Genomic DNA, 16,306 nt, shown 5'->3' on the forward strand with positions numbered 1-16,306 from the left:
TTCATGCGGCGAATCGGTCGATGCGGAAATCGTCGAGCGGGGTTTCGCAGGTGCCGGTGGTGATCAATTCGGCTATGGCGTCGCCGACGCCGGGGCCCAATTGAAAGCCATGGCCGCAGAAGCCGAAGGCGTGAAACAGCCCGGGCGTGGTGGCCGATGCGCCCATCACCGGCAGCATGTCCTGCACATAGCCTTCGCAGCCGGACCAGGTGCGGATCACCGCCACGTTGGCAAGCGCCGGCACCAGCCGCAACAGCGCGCGCATCTGCACCGGAGTCCGGACCGGGTCGATCCGGGCATGCCCGGGATCGAGCGCTACCGGCACCCGTTCCGCACCGCCGCCGAAGACGATATTTCCGCGCTCCACCTGCCGCAGATAGGCGCTACCGTTCTTCTCCCGCGTCCAGATGCCGACCACAGGCAAGATACGGTGGGGCAGGGGCTCGGTCACGCCCATCTGTGGGCCGAAGGCCGTGATCGGGACGGGTTCACCGAAGTGTTCCGCAATCCTCCCGCCCCAGGCCCCGGCGCAATTCAACAGCCGCTCTGCCCCGATCTGACCCTCGCGGGTTTCGACAGTGAAACCGCCATCGCCATGGCGGATGTCAACTTCGGTTTCTTCGACGATCCGCACGCCCAGACGCGTGGCGGCCTCGGCGAAGGCCGGGGCGATCAGCCTGGGGTTGCCAGAGCCGTCGTGCGGCGAAAAGCTGGCCGCGATGGCGCCGGGGCCGAGGCCGGGAAAGCGACGGCGGATCTCTGGCGGCGTCAGCTCGTCAATCTCCAGCCCCCAGGGACGGGCGGCGCCTTGAAAGGCGCGCATGTCGGCCAGGCTGTCGTGATCGAAGATCAGCCGGATATGACCGGTGGCACGGAATTCCACGTCACGGCCCAGCAGCTCCTGCGCCTGCCCCCAAAGGGCGCGCGACCGGTGTGCCAGAGGCATTTGCGGCAGATAGCGGCCGGTACGGCGGATATTGCCGAAACTGGCGATGGTGGCCCCGGTGCCGATGCGGTTGCGTTCGATCAGCGTCACCCGGGCACCGCGGCGGGCCAGAAAGAAGGCCGAGGCCGTCCCCATCAGCCCACCGCCCAGAACGATCACATCCATCCGGCTTTCCTCGCCTGCTTGTTCAGATGCCGCCAAGTCAAACAGCGGCAGTCTGGGCTGTCAAAGACCGGAAATGTGTGGAACCATAAGTCGAACCTATGGAGGCAGGATGCGCGCCCGCCAGCTTGAAGTCTTCACCGCCGTGATGCGTGCCGGAACCGTGACCGGTGCGGCCCGAATGCTGAATATCTCGCAACCCGCGTTGAGCCAGATCCTGATCCATACCGAGGATGATTTGGGCTTTGCGCTGTTCAACCGGGAAAAGGGGCGGCTCTATCCCACGCCGGAGGCACTGGAGCTTTATCCCGAGGCTGAACGGCTGTTCGCCGGGCTGGAGGGTTTGCAACGCAAGACCTCGGATCTGCGGCTGGGCCGGGCCGGGCTGGTGCGTCTGGCGGCCTCCACCCCGCCGGCGATGGCACTGGTGCCGCAGGTGCTGGCAGAGTTTCGGGCACGTCACCCGGACATCCAGCTTCGGTCCCATGTCGCGCCGCTACAATCCATGATTGCGATGCTGCGCGCCGGCGACGCCGCGCTGGCGCTGGCGTTGGACGATCGCCTGCCCCCGGATATCGAGGTGGAAACGTTAGGCCATACCGGGTTTTGCTGCATCCTGCCCGAAGGGGATGCGCTGACCGGGAGCGTGGAGATTTCCTTTGCCGATCTCGCGCCGCGCACGGTGATTTCCTATCGCGGCAACACCCGACCGCAGGAGGAGCTGGCCCTCGCCGCCCGAGCGCAGGGGCAGGCCTTCGCCCCTGAAATCGAAATTGATTCCTCGATTTCCGCCGTGGCCTTCGTGCAGGCCGGGCTGGGGATTGCCGTGGTGGACGATCTGCTGCCCTGGGAGCAGTTCGCCGGGGTGCAGGTCCGGCCACTGGCCGGGGCTCCCGAGCTGCCTTTGTCGCTGCTGACCTTGAAGGGTAAGGTGCTGTCGCGGGCAGAAGATCTGATGCGTGACCAGATCCGCAGTCTCTGTGCCAAAGGGCTATAGGCGGGACTTATAGCCCGTGTCGGGATGCGTCTTGGACCGCCGTTTCGCTTTCTGAGAGCTTGGCGCCAAAGGCTCTGGAAAGGACAGATCATGGACGCGACCCCGCAACGGGACAAGGGCGCCACTGCCGATTGGAAGATCGGCGTTGATATCGGCGGCACCTTCATGGATTTCTGCGCGCTGGAAACCACCTCTGGCCGCGTCGCTTCGCTCAAGGTGCTGACAACGCCGGACGATCCCGGGGCGGAGCTGTTGACGGGCTTGCAGTTGCTGGCCGAGCGCGAGGGGCTTGATCCCACCACGGTCAGCCGTTTCGTGCATGGCACCACGGTGGGCATCAATACCATCATCCAGCGCAAAGGCGCGGATCTGGCGTTGATCACCAACGCCGGTTTCGAGGATGTGATCGAATTGGCTCGGCTCAGGATGCCGGACATGTATTCCCTGTTTTGCCACCGCCCAGATCCGCTGATTCCGCGCGACCGGATCTTCGGCATCCCGGCCCGGCTGCGTGCGGATGGCACCGAGACCACGGCCCCCGACCTGACGACGCTTGCCGAGGCTGTGGCGCGGATTCGCGCCCAGGGGTTGCAGGGTGTGATCGTGTCCTTCCTGCACAGCTGGCGCGACGGGGCGCAGGAGGCCGCGGTAAAGGCCGAGATCGAGCGCCTTGCCCCGGATCTTTTCGTTTTCACCTCGGCCGAGGTCTGGCCGGTTATCCGCGAATATGAACGTACCTCGACCGCAATCCTGAACGGGTATGTGCATCCGCGTGTCTCCGGCTATCTGGAGGCGTTGGAGGCGCGGCTTGCTGGACAGGGGGTGCCGGCGCGCGCCATGCTGACCAAATCGAACGGCGGGTTGATGAATGCAGCCGAAGGCCGGCGCGATTGTGTGTCCATGCTGTTGTCTGGCACTGCCTCGGGGGTGATCGGTGCAGCCTGGCTGGCGCGGCAGGCGGGGGAAACAAAGATCCTGACGCTGGATATCGGCGGCACTTCGGCCGATTTCGCGCTGATCGTCGACGGTCAGGCACAATATGGCACCGGTGAGCTGATCGGGGAGTTCCCGCTCTATATCCCTTCGGTCTCGGTCAGTTCGATCGGCATCGGCGGTGGGTCTATCGCCAGCGTCGATGCGCAGGGCGTGCTGCGGGTCGGGCCGGAATCGGCGGGTTCCAATCCCGGGCCGGCCTGCTATGGCCGTGGCGGCACCCGGGCGACGGTGACCGATGCGATGGCGGTCTGCGGTTGGCTGGGCCATACCGCCATGGCCTATGGCCAGCTTTCGATGGATGTCGATCTGGCCCGCCAGGCCGTGGGCGTCCTGGCCGAACAGCTTGGCCGGGGCCTTGAGGAAACCGCGCAGGCGATCCTGGATATCGCGGTCTCCGAGATGTTTGTCGAGGTCGAAAAGCTTGCCTCGCGCGCAGGTGTCGATCTGCGCGAATTCACCCTGATGCCCTTCGGCGGTGGCGGCCCGATGCTGGGCGCCTTCCTGGCCCGGGAGCTGGGGCTGGCCAAGGTGATGGCCCCGCGCCGTCCCGGCGTGGTCTCGGCGCTTGGCGGGTTGGTGGCCGATCTGCGCGGCGATTTCATCCGCACGATCTATGCCGATCTCGATGATGCGGCGCTTTCCTCTTTGCGCCAGGGATTCGAGGCCCTGGCCGAGGAGGGGGCGGCCTGGTTGCGGGTGCAGGGACATGCGGGCGCGGCGGAGCTGAAGCTTTCGGCGGATATGCGCTATGCCGGGCAAAGCTTCGAGATCGAGGTGGAATTGCAGCCAGATTGGCTGTCGGACAGGGCCGAGATCGAGCGTGCCTTCCATGAAACGCACCGCCGAATCTATGATTTCGACGACCCGGCAGGCCGGATCGAGGTTGTGAACCTGCGGCTTTCAGCCATTGGCGCGGGTCCTGCGCTGGACATGCCCGAGGCGGAGGAAACCGGCGGTCGGGCCCAGGCATTGCGCCAGGTGCCCATCTATCTGGGCAGCCCGCAGGAGATCGCGCTTTATGACCGGACCTCCCTGACCAGCGGGGCGCGGTTCGAAGGGCCTGCCGTCGTGGTGCAGGAGGATACCACCTTCGCCATCCCCGCCGGGACCGAAGCGCAGATCGACCGCCACCTGAATATCCACCTGAGCTTTGCGGAGTGAGCCCCATGTTTGACAAAATGACCCTGCAGGTTCTGGCCAACCACGCCCGGGCAGCGGCCGAGAACATGGCCCATACGCTGCACCGCACCGCCCATTCCGCCTTCGTCAAGGAGACGCAGGATTTCACCGTCATGCTGATGGATCGGGCCGGTGATACCTTTGCCGTGCCGATGGATCTGGGCGCGACCTGGTATCCCGGGCTGACCTATGGCCGGGCGATCGACATGATCGGGGATTACAGGCCCGGCGATGTGGCGTTTACCAATGATCCCTATTCCGGCCATGTTGCCACCCACGCGCCCGACACCCACCTGTGGAAGCCGGTCTTTGTCGGCGACGATATCGTCGCCTGGACCGGTGGCCATATCCACAATACCGACATGGGCGGCGCGGTGCCGGCGTCGCTGTCACGCTCGCTGACCGAGATCCATCAGGAAGGCATTCGCTTTCCGCCGATGAAGCTGGTGAACGAAGGGGTGTTCGATGAGCAGATCCTGCGGATCATGACCACCAATGTCCGCAAGCCGGAACTGAACATCGGTGATATCAAGGCGCTGGTCGGCGCGCTCAATACCGGCGAACGCAAGGTGCTCGCCATGGTCGACCGCTTCGGTAAACAGGGCTTTGTCTCGGGCGTCGCGGCGCTGCTCGACCAGGCCGAGGCGCAGGCGCGCGATATCCTGCGGGCGATCCCGGACGGCGAATGGGTGTTTGCCGATTATGCCGACGAGGACAGCGACAACGCCAATCCCTGCCGGTTGAAACTGACGCTGCGGATCAGCGGGGATGAGGCCATTCTGGATTTCACCGGCTCTGACCCGCAGCTTGCCAGTTCGCTCAACGTGCCTTCGGGCGGCGACCCGCGGCATACGATCCTGCTCGTCGGCATTTATTACGTGCTCTACACGCTGAACCCGAAGATTCTGCTCAACACCGGGCTGACGCGGCCCTTCACCTGCATCGCGCCCGAGGGCACGGTATTGAATCCGGTGGCGCCGGCGGCTGTGGGGATGCGGTCCTTGACCTGCGCGCGGCTGCGGTCGGTGATCTTCGGCGCCTTCAGCCAGGCGGTGCCCGACCGGATGCCCGCAGCGCCGGCAGGCAACAATTGCATCGTCAACGTGATGACCCGCAACGAACGCACCCAGAAGACGGTGATCGCGGCGGTGAACCCGGTGGTTGGGGGCGGCGGCGGCATGCCGCATCGCGATGGTACCAACGGGTCGGGGGCCGATGCGGCATACCTCAAGAACACCCCGATCGAGATCACCGAGACCGAGGTGCCGGTGGAATTCGTCAAATACGGGTTGGCGCAGGATTCTGGCGGCCCCGGCCGTTGGCGAGGTGGGTTGGCGACGCAGATGGCCTTTCGCGTCTTCGCGCCCGACAGCCGGATCACCGCGCGCAACCGCGATCGGTCGTTCTTCCGGCCCTGGGGCACGCTGGGCGGCAAGGCGGCCGGCCTGTCGGATATGGTGGTGAACCCCGGCACGGCCGAGGAACGCCGGCTGGGCAATATCGACACTGCCGTGCTGCAACCGGGCGATGTACTGGACATCCGGTCCGCTGGCGGTGGCGGGCGCGGCAACCCGATGGAGCGCGAGCCCTGGCGGGTGGCGCAGGATGTGGCGCGCGGCCATGTCTCGCTCGCTTCGGCGGAACGCGACTATGGTGTGGTGATCCGCGACGGTCTGGTGGACGAGGCTGCGACGCACGCGTTGCGTGCCAAGGCCGCGCATCCCGAAGGGCATTTCCACTATGGGCCCGAACGCGATGGGTACGAGGCGCAGTGGACCGCTGCCGCCTATGATCGGCTGACCGATATTCTCACGGCGCTGCCGATCCACTGGCGGTTCTTCACCAAGACCGAGATCTTCCGCCGGATCGGCGACCGCACCGGCGCCGCGGGTGTCGAGGCAGCCTTTGCCGAGACCTGCGCGCGGTTCCCCGAACTGCCGCGCCCGGCACCGGTCGCCGAGGCCGCCGAATGATCGGCGGCGCGCAGGGACGCGTCGTCCGCCTGGCCGAGACCGCCCGCGCGCCGGTTCGCTTCTGGTTCGATGGCGAAGAGCTGCGCGCACTCAAGGGGGATACCGTACTGACGGCGATCCTGCTGTCGGCACGGGCCCTGCGCCCTTCTGAATTCGGCCCGGAGGATCGGGCCGGCTTCTGCCTGATGGGCGCCTGTCAGGATTGTTGGGTCTGGCCCGAGACCGGGCCGCGCTTTCGTGCCTGCTCCACCCCGATTGCCGAGGGCATGCGGCTGCTGAGCCGCCCGCCTGCGCCTTGGCCAGAGGAGAGCGAGGCATGAGCCAAACTAGCCAAGGTGCGCGGGTGCTGATCGTCGGTGCTGGCCCTGCCGGTATCAGGGCCGCCGGAACCCTCTGTGCCGCCGGGCTCAGGCCCATTGTCGTGGATGAAGGCGCCCGGGCCGGCGGGCAGATCTATCGCCGCCCGCCCAAAGGTTTCACTCGGTCGCCCGAAACGCTCTACGGATCGGAGGCGGCGAAGGCGCGGGCCCTGCATGGAGCCTTCGACGCGCTGGTTGCAGCGGATGCGCTGGACTATCTGCCCCGGGCCTCGGTCGTGGCTTTGTCGGACGGGGTGGCGCAGGTGCTGAACGAGGGGCGGATCCGGCAGGTGCCCTATGACAGGCTACTATTGGCGACCGGGGCGATGGACCGGGTCGCGCCGGTGCCGGGCTGGCAGTCGGCTGGGGTCTATACCCTGGGCGCGGCGCAGATTGCGCTCAAGGCGCAGGGGGTGGCGCTGGGGCAGCAGATCGTGCTGGCAGGGTCGGGTCCCTTGCTGACCCTTCTGGCCTATCAGTTGCGAAAAGCCGGGGCGGGGCTGGCTGCTGTTCTGGACACATCGTCCCTGACAACCCAGATGCGCGGCCTGCCGGGGATGCTGGCGCGGCCGGCAGTTGCCCTGCGGGGCGTCACCATGCGGGCGCGGCTCGGCCGGCTTTATCATTCCGGCGTCACGCTGGAGCGGATCGAGACCGACGCGACCGGCCCGGTGGCGATCCATTGGTGCGACAGGCGGGGGCGGCCGCGGCGTACCCCCTGCGACATGGTCGGGTTGGGCTGGCACCTGAGGGCCGAGACGCACCTTGCTGATCTTGCCGGAATTGTCTTCGATTATTCAGAAGTTTGGGCGCAATGGCTGCCGCGTGCCGATGCCATGGGGCGGGCAGGCCAGGGGCGCTATCTGGCCGGTGACGGGCTGCGCATCCTCGGTGCCGATGGGGCCGAGATTGCCGGGCGTTTGGCGGCCATCGCCTGTCTGCAGGATCTCGGCCTGCCAGCGCCCGATCCGCGGGGGGAGCTGCGCAGCCGCGCCCGGATGGAACGGTTTGCCCGGGGGCTGGCCCGCGGCTTTCCCTGGCCGGCGCAGATGGTCCGGGCCTTGCCAGACGACAGCATAATCTGCCGCTGCGAAGGTATCACCGCTGCCGATCTGCGCGCCGGGGCGGTGCTTGGTGGGGCCGAGGCCAACCGGGTCAAGTCTCTGGCCCGGGTCGGCATGGGCCGCTGCCAGGGCCGCTACTGCCAATTGGCCGGGGCCGAGCTGATCGCGGCGGGGGCAGGGCAGTCGCCGCAGGCGGCTGGACGGCTCAGAGGACAGGCACCGGCGCGTCCGGTCCCGGCGGGGGCCTATTGCGACGAAACCGGCCAATGACCGGCAAAATCTTCTGCCCCTGCGACGGGGCAGACAGTGCTTTGTGCTGCCCAGCACGGCGATACGGCAGCTTCGTTTGCCGTGCTGGGGCATACTTCCCAACACTCTCCTTCTCAAGGATAACGATATGACCCTTGCCTTCGCGCCCGAAACCGTCACGCTTCCGACCGGCCACTTCATCGCCGGCGCCTATGTCGAGGGGCCGGCGGCGATCGAAGTGCAGGCGCCCTCTGACGGGCGGGTGCTGGCGGCGATCCCCTGCGCCGATGCCGAAATGGTCGACCGCGCGGTCCGTGCCGCCCGAGAGGCGCTGAAGGCCTCGGGCTGGGCCGGCTGGCAGCCGCGTGCGCGGCTCAAGGCGCTGCACGCCTGGGCCGATCTGATCGAAGCAGAAGCGCCCCGGTTGGCGCAGCTCGAGGCGATCTGTTCGTCGCGGCCCATCCGCCAGGTCATTGAGGGCGATATCCGTGTCACCGCCGAGCAGATCCGCTTCTTTGCCGAATTTGCCGACAAGGAAGGGGGCGATCTGGTGCCCACGGGGGCGGGATCTGTCGGGTTCATCGCCGCCGAGCCCTATGGGGTGATCGGCGCGATCACACCGTGGAATTTCCCGATCTCCATGGCGGGCTGGAAGTTTGGGCCGGCGTTGGCCGCTGGCAATGCGGTGGTGCTGAAACCGTCGGAGATGACGCCTTTCTCAACCCTCTACATGGCCGAACTTTCGGTCAAGGCGGGCATTCCGGCGGGGCTGATCAATATCGTTCTGGGCGATGGCCCGGTGACCGGCAACGCGATCACCGGCCATCCGGGCATTGACAAGGTTTCGTTCACCGGCTCCACCCGGGCCGGCAGCGCGATCATGGAAAACATCGCACGTCACGATATCAAACCGATGACGCTGGAATTGGGCGGCAAGAGCCCGCAGGTGGTCTTTGCCGATGCCGATCTGGATCGCGCCGCCGATTGTCTGGCGCGCGGCATCCTGCCGAACGCGGGCCAATTCTGCGTTGCCGGGTCGCGCATGATCGTTCAGCGCGAGATTGCCGACGCGCTGATGGAAAAGCTGACCGCACGTTTCGCGGCGGAGCGCCCCGCAGCCACCTGGGACGATCCGGCGGGATTCTCTCCGATCATTTCGGAGCGGCAGCTCAACCGGATCGACGGCATCGTGCGCGCCGCCCGGGAGCAAGGGGCAGAATTGATCTGCGGCGGCACCCGTTTCGACCGCCAGGGCAGTTATTATCAGCCGACGCTGATCGCCGGCGTGACCGAAACAAACCCGGCAGTGACCGAAGAGATCTTCGGCCCTGTCGCCACCTTCCAGACCTTCGGGACCGAGGAAGAGGCCATCGCCCTGGCCAGTCATCCGACCTATGGCCTCTGCGCCGGTCTGCACAGCCGCGATCTGTCGCGCACCATGCGGATGATCGGAGCGCTGCAGGCCGGCACTGTCTGGGTCAACCGTTACGGTCGGTCGCTCGATCATATCCTGCCGACCGGTGGCTGGAAGTCGAGCGGGCTGGGCAAGGATCTGGGTCGTGAGGCCTTTCTTGCCAATCGCCGGACAAAATCCGTTCTGATCGACCTTTGAACGCCCCAAGGAGCCCCGCATGAAAACCCATAAACTTGCCCTGATCCCCGGCGACGGGATCGGCGTGGATGTCACCGACGCGACGATGGAAGTGCTGGCCGCGGCCGGCACCCAATTCGGCTTTGCGCTGGAAACCGAGACCTTCCCCTGGTCTTGCGAATACTATCTGCAGACTGGCGCGATGATGCCCGAAGACGGGATCGAAACGCTCGGTGGTTTCGACGCGATCTACTTGGGTGCGGTCGGCTGGCCGGCGACGGTGCCGGATTCGGTGTCGCTCCATGGGCTATTGTTGCCGATCCGCAAGGCCTTCAACCAATATGCCAACATCCGGCCGCACCGGCTTCTGCCGGGTGTCGAGGGGCCGTTGAAAGCGGAAGGCTTCGATATCCTCTGCATCCGCGAGAACACCGAAGGCGAATACTCCGGCGCCGGTGGCCGCGTGCATCAGGGCAAGGATAACGAAGTTGCCACCGAAGTCGCGATCTTCACCCGCAAGGGGGTGGAGCGGATCATCCGTTTCGGCTTTGAACAGGCGCGGGCCCGGCGGGGGCACCTGACTTCGGTCACCAAGTCGAACGCGCAGAAATATTCGATGGTATTCTGGGACGAGGTGACGAAGGAGATCGCCGCCGAGTATCCCGACGTCACCGTCAGCCACATGCATATCGACGCGATGGCGGCAAAGATGGTGATGGCGCCCGAAAGTCTTGATGTGATCGTCGCTTCGAACCTCTTCGGCGATATCCTCACCGATTTGGGGGCCGCGATCCAAGGCGGGCTGGGCTTCGCGGCCTCGGCCAACATCTGTCCCGATCGTTCGGGGCCCTCGATGTTCGAACCGGTGCATGGGTCTGCTCCGGATATTGCCGGCAAGAACATCGCCAACCCGATTGCCGCGATCTGGTCCGGCGCGATGATGCTGGAGCACCTGGGCGAAGGGGAGGCTGCTGCCGCCGTGCTTGCCGCGATCGAGGCCGTCACCGCCCAGGGCATCGGCACGCGCCCGGGCAAGAGCACCACTGACGAGATTACTGCGGCAATCAAGGCCGCGCTGGAGAAGTAAGATGCAACTGACCGACAAGGAACTTTTCCGCGAAGCCGCGCTGATCGACGGCGATTGGATCGCGCGCGCGGATATGGATGTGATCAACCCCGCCACTTCTACCGTGCTGGGCACGATGCCCGATTGCACCGCCGCCGAAACCGAGGCGGCGATTGCCGCGGCTGAGACGGCGATGGTGGGCTGGAAGGCGCGCACCCATGCGGAACGCGCCGATCTGTTGATGGCCTGGTACGACCTGATGCTGGAACATGCCGATGATCTGGCGCAGATTCTGACCGCCGAACAGGGAAAGCCGCTGGCCGAGGCCAAGGGAGAGATCCTCTATGGCGCCTCCTTCGTGCGCTGGTTCGCCGAGGAAGCCCGCCGGATCAACGGGCACATCATTCCTTCGCCGGTGAAGGGCAAGAAGATTTTCGCGATGAAAGAGCCGGTCGGCGTCTGCGCGATCATCACGCCGTGGAACTTTCCCAATGCGATGATCACCCGCAAGGTGGCGCCGGGCCTGGCCGCCGGTTGCACCATGGTGATCAAGCCGTCGGATTTCACCCCCTATTCGGCGCTAGCTCTGGGCGTTCTGGCGGAACGGGCCGGTATTCCGAAAGGCGTGCTGAACATTCTGACCGGCCGGCCCGAGGTGATTGGGGCCACGCTCACCGCCTCGCCGACAGTGCGCAAGCTCAGCTTTACCGGCTCCACCCGCGTGGGGGCGCTGCTGGCCGAACAATGCGCGCCGACACTGAAGAAGATGTCGCTGGAACTGGGGGGGAACGCGCCCTTCATCGTCTTCGACGACGCCGATCTGGACGCGGCTGTCGAAGGCGCGATGGTGTCGAAGTTCCGCAACGGCGGCCAGACCTGCGTCTGTGCCAACCGTATTCTGGTGCAATCGGGCATTCATGATGCCTTTGTCGCCGCGCTGGCCGCGAAGGTCGACGCGCTGCGTGTCGGTCCGGGCACCGAGGCCGACACCACCATCGGCCCGATGATCAACGCCGCTGCGATTGCCAAGATCACTACCCATATCGAGGACGCATTGTCGAAGGGGGCCGAACGGGCCACCGTCGCCCGCAACCTGACCGAGCAATATGCCGATCCGGTGGTGCTGACCGGCGCAACGACCGAGATGCGGCTGGCCTCGGAAGAGACTTTCGGCCCGGTCGCTCCGATCTTCAAGTTCGAGACCGAGGAAGAGGCCCTGGCCATCGCCAACGGCACGCCCTTCGGGCTCGCGGCCTATTTCTATACCACCAACATGGCCCGCGCCTTCCGCTTCGGCGAAGCGCTGGAGGTTGGTCTTGTCGGGCTCAACACCGGGGCGGTCTCTCATGCTGAGGCACCTTTCGGTGGCGTCAAATCCTCCGGCCTCGGGCGTGAGGGCGCGCAGGAAGGGATCGAGGAATATCTTGAAACCAAGGCCTTTCATTTCGGCGGGCTGGATTGATAGCATCGGGCGCGCGGGACCTCTCGCGCGCCCGAACTTGCCGGGCTGACAGGAGACATGCAGATGAGCGCTGCCAAGCTTCCATCCGTTCCGGCCCATGGTGCGCAGATTCCGCAGATCGGCCTTGGCACCTGGCAATTGCACGGCGATGTGCTGGCCCGTGCGGTCGAGGCGGCGGCAGAAGCGGGATATCGGCACTTCGACACCGCCCCACGCTATGAGAACGAGGCCGATCTGGGCAGGGCGCTGGCGGCCACTGGCCTCAGGCGCGACAGCTATTTTCTGACCACCAAAGTCTGGTACACTGATCTGGCGGCACCGGCGCTGCTGGCCTCGGCCGAGGCCAGCCTGGAGCGGCTGAGGGTGGATCAGGTCGATCTGCTGTTGATCCACTGGCCGAGCCCGGATGTGCCGCTGAGTGAAACCATCGAGGCGCTATGCGAGGCGGCACGACGCGGCTATGCCCGCCATATCGGAGTGTCGAATTTTCCGGCGCGGTTGATGGAGCAGGCGATTGCCCTGGCGGACCGGCCGCTGGTGGCCAATCAATGCGAATATCACCCCCGTCTTGATCAATCGGCATTGATCGAGACCTGCCGGCGCAACGGGATGGCCTTTATCGCCTATTCTCCGATCGGCAGTGGCCATCTGCTGGCCGATCCGGTGATCGCTGACATTGCCGCGACCCACGGGAAAAGCCCGGCGCAGATCATGCTACGCTGGCATTTGCAACAGGGGGTTGTGGCGATCCCGCGCTCCAGCAGCCCCGAACGGATCCGGGAAAACATCGCCTTGCAGGACTTTGAGCTGTCAGAGCGGGAAATGGCGAGGTTGTTTGCCCTGAACGCCCGGGATGGTCGGCTCTACAACCCGGATTGGGTGACGAGCTGGGAATAGGTCGGGCCGATCCCTGGGGGCGGTTGAATGGCCGCGGGTGTGCTTGCCCGCGGCCTTTATGTTTTCTGGATCAGGCGGCGTAGCGGCTGATCGCCAGATCGTCGGTCCGGATTTCAGGCTGGTTGCGGCTGATCATGTCGGCCAGCACGCGGGCGGAACCGCAGGCCATGGTCCAGCCCAGCGTGCCATGGCCGGTGTTCAGTGACAGGTTGTCGAATTTCGTGCCCCCGATGATCGGCGTGCTGTCGGGGGTCATCGGGCGCAGGCCGCTCCAGAAGGTGGCCTGGGTCTGGTCGCCGGCACCGCCGAACAGATCTTCGACCGACAGTTCCAGCGTGGCACGGCGAGCGGGTGGCAGATCGGTGCTGAAGCCGGCGATCTCGGCCATGCCGCCGATGCGGATCCGATCGCCCAGACGGGTGATCGCCACCTTATAGGCCTCGTCCATCACGGTGGAGACCGGCGCACGGTCGTAATCCTTGATCGGAACCGTCAGCGAATAGCCCTTTACCGGATAGATCGGCGCACGCAGCCCCAGCGGTTTCAGCATCGCGGGAGAATAGCTGCCAAGCGCCAGCACATAATGATCTGCAACGACGAGGCCCTGTGCGGTGTCGACCCCGGCCACCCGTCCGGCTTCCATGCGCAGGGCCCGGATATCGGTGCCGAAACGGAAGTCGACGCCAAGCGCCTCGGCCTTTTCGCGCAGGGCATTGGTGAATTTGAAGCAGTCGCCGGTTTCGTCATGCGGCAACCGCAGCCCGCCGACCAGCTTGCCCTGCACCCGGGCCAGAGCGGGTTCCACCGCCGCGCAGCCCTTGGCGTCGAGGATTTCATAAGGCACGCCGTCCGCCTTCAGCACTTCGACATCCTTGCCGATGGCATCGAGCTGCTTTTGGTTGCGGAACACCTCAAGCGTGCCCTGGCTGCGGTTGTCATAGGCGATGCCGGTTTCCTCGCGCAGCGCGATCAGGCAATCGCGGCTGTATTCGGCCAGACGCACCATCCGCCCCTTGTTCACCGCATAGCGCGCCGAGGTGCAGTTGCGCAGCATCTCCATCATCCAGCGCCAGGTGGTGGCATCGGCCATCGGGCGGATGATCAACGGCGCATGTTTCATGAACATCCATTTCACCGCCTTCTGCGGGATGCCGGGCGCCGCCCAGGGCGAGGCATAGCCGGGAGAGATTTCGCCTGCATTGGCGAAACTGGTCTCCAGCGCCGGCCCCGGCTGCCGGTCCAGAACCGTGACTTCATGGCCCGCCTTGGCCAGATACCAAGCCGAGGTGACACCGACCACACCAGCGCCCAGGATGACGATCTTCATGCTGCATCTCCATACCGGCCCGCCATCCACAGCGTCCGGCAATCGTGTTTGAAACAGGGTCGCGAGAGGATCAGATCACAGGTGTCAGCCCCGGTGCGGTAATCGTCGGAAACCTGTGTCATGGCCCTTCGCAGGGTATCCTCCGAAGATACTCAGAATCGCATGCAATAAATGGTCGATTATTTTTGTGTTGCGCGAAATTGTGCACGATACGGTCGTCTAGATCCATTTTGTCGGGATAGTCTTCGAGTATGAAGCCGAATCGTGCTCGGGTTTCGAGCTGGTTCCCCGACTCGAGATGCCGGCTTCATCGGGATCAGCCAGAGGGATGCGGCCTAAAGATCACATAATTCTCATTATGTGACTAAATCCGATATGTAAAAGCCGCTGCGCTCTAATGCGGAATAGTCTTAAGTCGGTCCAGTCGCTGAAAGAACCCGCGTTCGACCGATGCCGACAAGGCAGCGGGGAAATCCGCCGGCATGTCGTTCTGGGCCGTGGCGAATGCCATTTTCGAATGGCTGCGGATGTCGTCAAAGATTTGCCGGATCGCGTCCCGCGAGAGCCCCGCATCCAATCCGGTTTCGACAAAATGCCGGCCCGAGATATCCGCGACCTTGTAATGCCGGTTCTTCCCCGCCCGCATCGCTAGCTTCATGTCCTTGATCTGAAGCTGTCCGGCATCGAGAGAGGGTTGCACGCTCAGCACGTCATAAAGCGGTGTCATGGTGAACCGCCCGCCGGGCATCAGGGCAATGCTGAAGTTCTTGGCATGCCCGTCCGTCGCCCCGATCAGCCAGAATAGAACCACCGCCTTGAAGAAATTGGCGCGGTCGCGCAATGGCTCGTCGCTGGCCTGCAAAAGCGCGCTGATCTCGACGATACCGGGGCCGCCCTCGTTTTGGTATTTCAGCATGGGGGGAACGGACAACGCCTGACAGCAATCTTCTTGCGGCAAGCGGATCAGGCGGTGGTCCCGGGTGTGCAGCCGGTCAAACCGTTCGATGACCAACGCTCTGGTGCCGGCAAAACTGGCGATCTCGGTCCGGGCGACCGGCAGGCCGAACCCGGCCATGAGCCGCAGACAGAAATGTTCGTTATCGACACTGTCGGTCAGATCCATCCCATTGGGCAGGGTGCCGATCGTGGGTTTCAGGATGTGCGTTGTCGGCGTCGTCCCTGTCGGTTCGATCCACTGACCGTTATGAAACAACAGCGCGGTCTTTTCCTGCGCGCCCGCGACCGAGATCCTGAAATCGCGATCGCGTCGGATGCCCAGCGGGGCGCGCCCCAGATCTTTCAGCATGGCAGCGATCTGATCGTCGTCCAGCGGATCGCCCGTCAGCGCATCGCCGGGCGCAGGTACATCGCCTTCGGGCAGAAATTGCAGCGCGCCAACGCAGTCCCGTCCGATCCGCGCAAGCAGGCTGTAGGCGTCCAACCCCTCGGCACCGACGCGTTCGGCCACCCGTCTTCGAATATCGTCATTGTCGGGCAGCAGGTTGTCGAACACCGCAATGACGGGGCGCCCGACATAGCGTTCGGGACGCAGCGGCAAGGAGCGCGACACCGGCAGCCTGTTTTCCCACCCCAGCCAGTCGGGGGCATAGGAAAAGGCGAATGCCCCACCCGGCTCGCGAAGGAACTGCCCCACCTTGCGGCGGTTCATATAGACATCCAGCGGCGCATAGCTGCGCTTGCGCCCCATCAGAAGATATCCTCGAGATCCGAGGGCGTCAGCTTGCTGCGCGGGGTGATGTGAAGTTCGAGATCGAGCGCGGCCAGAAGATCGAAGAGGGTATCCAGCTTGGCCCCGCTGGCATTGGTTTCGATATGTGAAATCGTGCGCTGCCAGACCCCGGCGCGGCTTGCCAGCTCGTCCTGGGTCAGACCCTGCGCCTTGCGCGCATTGCGCAGGACGTTGCCGATATCCTTGGTGCTGCGGGCGATCTGATCCATCGTGACGATCCTTTCCCCGAAAATATGATCGTCGGATCATTTCCTGTCAATATGATCAGGCAATCATAAAATCGAAATA

General features: G+C 64.8%; 13 protein-coding genes. 9 read left to right on the forward strand and 4 right to left on the reverse strand.

The features are described from left to right. Position 1: 1 nt before the first annotated feature. Positions 2–1,111 (reverse strand): NAD(P)/FAD-dependent oxidoreductase, encoded by a 1,110-nt coding sequence (locus G455_RS0114660; protein ID WP_028094389.1) that lies wholly within the window; start codon positions 1,109–1,111, stop codon positions 2–4. Positions 1,112–1,220: 109 nt separating this feature from the next. Here G455_RS0114660 and G455_RS0114665 point away from each other — a divergent pair, with 109 nt between their 5' ends. From G455_RS0114665 to G455_RS0114705, 9 genes are all read left to right on the forward strand, one after another. Next, positions 1,221–2,105 (forward strand): LysR family transcriptional regulator, encoded by an 885-nt coding sequence (locus tag G455_RS0114665; RefSeq protein ID WP_028094390.1) that lies wholly within the window; start codon positions 1,221–1,223, stop codon positions 2,103–2,105. Between the two features lie 90 nt (positions 2,106–2,195). Then, complete coding sequence (locus G455_RS0114670) at positions 2,196–4,262, forward strand: hydantoinase/oxoprolinase family protein (protein ID WP_028094391.1); 2,067 nt, start codon at positions 2,196–2,198, stop codon at positions 4,260–4,262. 5 nt (positions 4,263–4,267) lie between these two features. Further along, positions 4,268–6,253: a hydantoinase B/oxoprolinase family protein gene (locus G455_RS0114675; RefSeq protein WP_028094392.1), complete on the forward strand. Its 1,986-nt coding sequence runs from the start codon at positions 4,268–4,270 to the stop codon at positions 6,251–6,253. Continuing rightward, positions 6,250–6,573: a (2Fe-2S)-binding protein gene (locus G455_RS0114680; RefSeq protein WP_028094393.1), complete on the forward strand. Its 324-nt coding sequence runs from the start codon at positions 6,250–6,252 to the stop codon at positions 6,571–6,573. Before G455_RS0114675 ends, G455_RS0114680 begins: the two co-directional genes overlap by 4 nt. Beyond that, the gene (locus tag G455_RS0114685) at positions 6,570–7,946 is read left to right on the forward strand and encodes an FAD/NAD(P)-dependent oxidoreductase (protein WP_028094394.1); all 1,377 of its coding nucleotides are present in this window, start codon (positions 6,570–6,572) and stop codon (positions 7,944–7,946) included. Before G455_RS0114680 ends, G455_RS0114685 begins: the two co-directional genes overlap by 4 nt. A 127-nt stretch (positions 7,947–8,073) precedes the next feature. Further along, a complete protein-coding gene (locus tag G455_RS0114690; RefSeq protein ID WP_028094395.1) occupies positions 8,074–9,537 on the forward strand; it encodes an aldehyde dehydrogenase family protein in 1,464 nt (487 codons plus the stop codon). A 19-nt stretch (positions 9,538–9,556) separates the two neighbouring features. Continuing rightward, positions 9,557–10,603 (forward strand): tartrate dehydrogenase, encoded by a 1,047-nt coding sequence (locus G455_RS0114695; RefSeq protein WP_028094396.1) that lies wholly within the window; start codon positions 9,557–9,559, stop codon positions 10,601–10,603. Position 10,604: 1 nt separating this feature from the next. Further along, entirely contained in the window at positions 10,605–12,044 is a 1,440-nt protein-coding gene (locus G455_RS0114700) for an NAD-dependent succinate-semialdehyde dehydrogenase (protein ID WP_028094397.1), read from the forward strand. Between the two features lie 63 nt (positions 12,045–12,107). Beyond that, positions 12,108–12,941: an aldo/keto reductase gene (locus G455_RS0114705; RefSeq protein ID WP_035366827.1), complete on the forward strand. Its 834-nt coding sequence runs from the start codon at positions 12,108–12,110 to the stop codon at positions 12,939–12,941. Between the two features lie 70 nt (positions 12,942–13,011). On the opposite strand, the gene G455_RS0114710 is transcribed toward G455_RS0114705, so the two are convergent. From G455_RS0114710 to G455_RS0114720, 3 genes are all read right to left on the reverse strand, one after another. Beyond that, positions 13,012–14,268, reverse strand: a complete 1,257-nt coding sequence (locus G455_RS0114710; RefSeq protein WP_028094399.1) for a D-amino acid dehydrogenase — start codon at positions 14,266–14,268, stop codon at positions 13,012–13,014. 394 nt (positions 14,269–14,662) lie between these two features. Continuing rightward, a complete protein-coding gene (locus tag G455_RS0114715; protein ID WP_028094400.1) occupies positions 14,663–15,976 on the reverse strand; it encodes a type II toxin-antitoxin system HipA family toxin in 1,314 nt (437 codons plus the stop codon). Continuing rightward, complete coding sequence (locus tag G455_RS0114720; RefSeq protein ID WP_028094401.1) at positions 15,976–16,227, reverse strand: helix-turn-helix domain-containing protein; 252 nt, start codon at positions 16,225–16,227, stop codon at positions 15,976–15,978. The genes G455_RS0114715 and G455_RS0114720 overlap by 1 nt, the downstream gene beginning before the upstream one ends. Positions 16,228–16,306 lie beyond the last annotated feature (79 nt).

The sequence above is a fragment of the Pseudodonghicola xiamenensis DSM 18339 genome (assembly GCF_000429365.1).
GTDB classification, from domain to species: Bacteria; Pseudomonadota; Alphaproteobacteria; order Rhodobacterales; family Rhodobacteraceae; genus Pseudodonghicola; species Pseudodonghicola xiamenensis.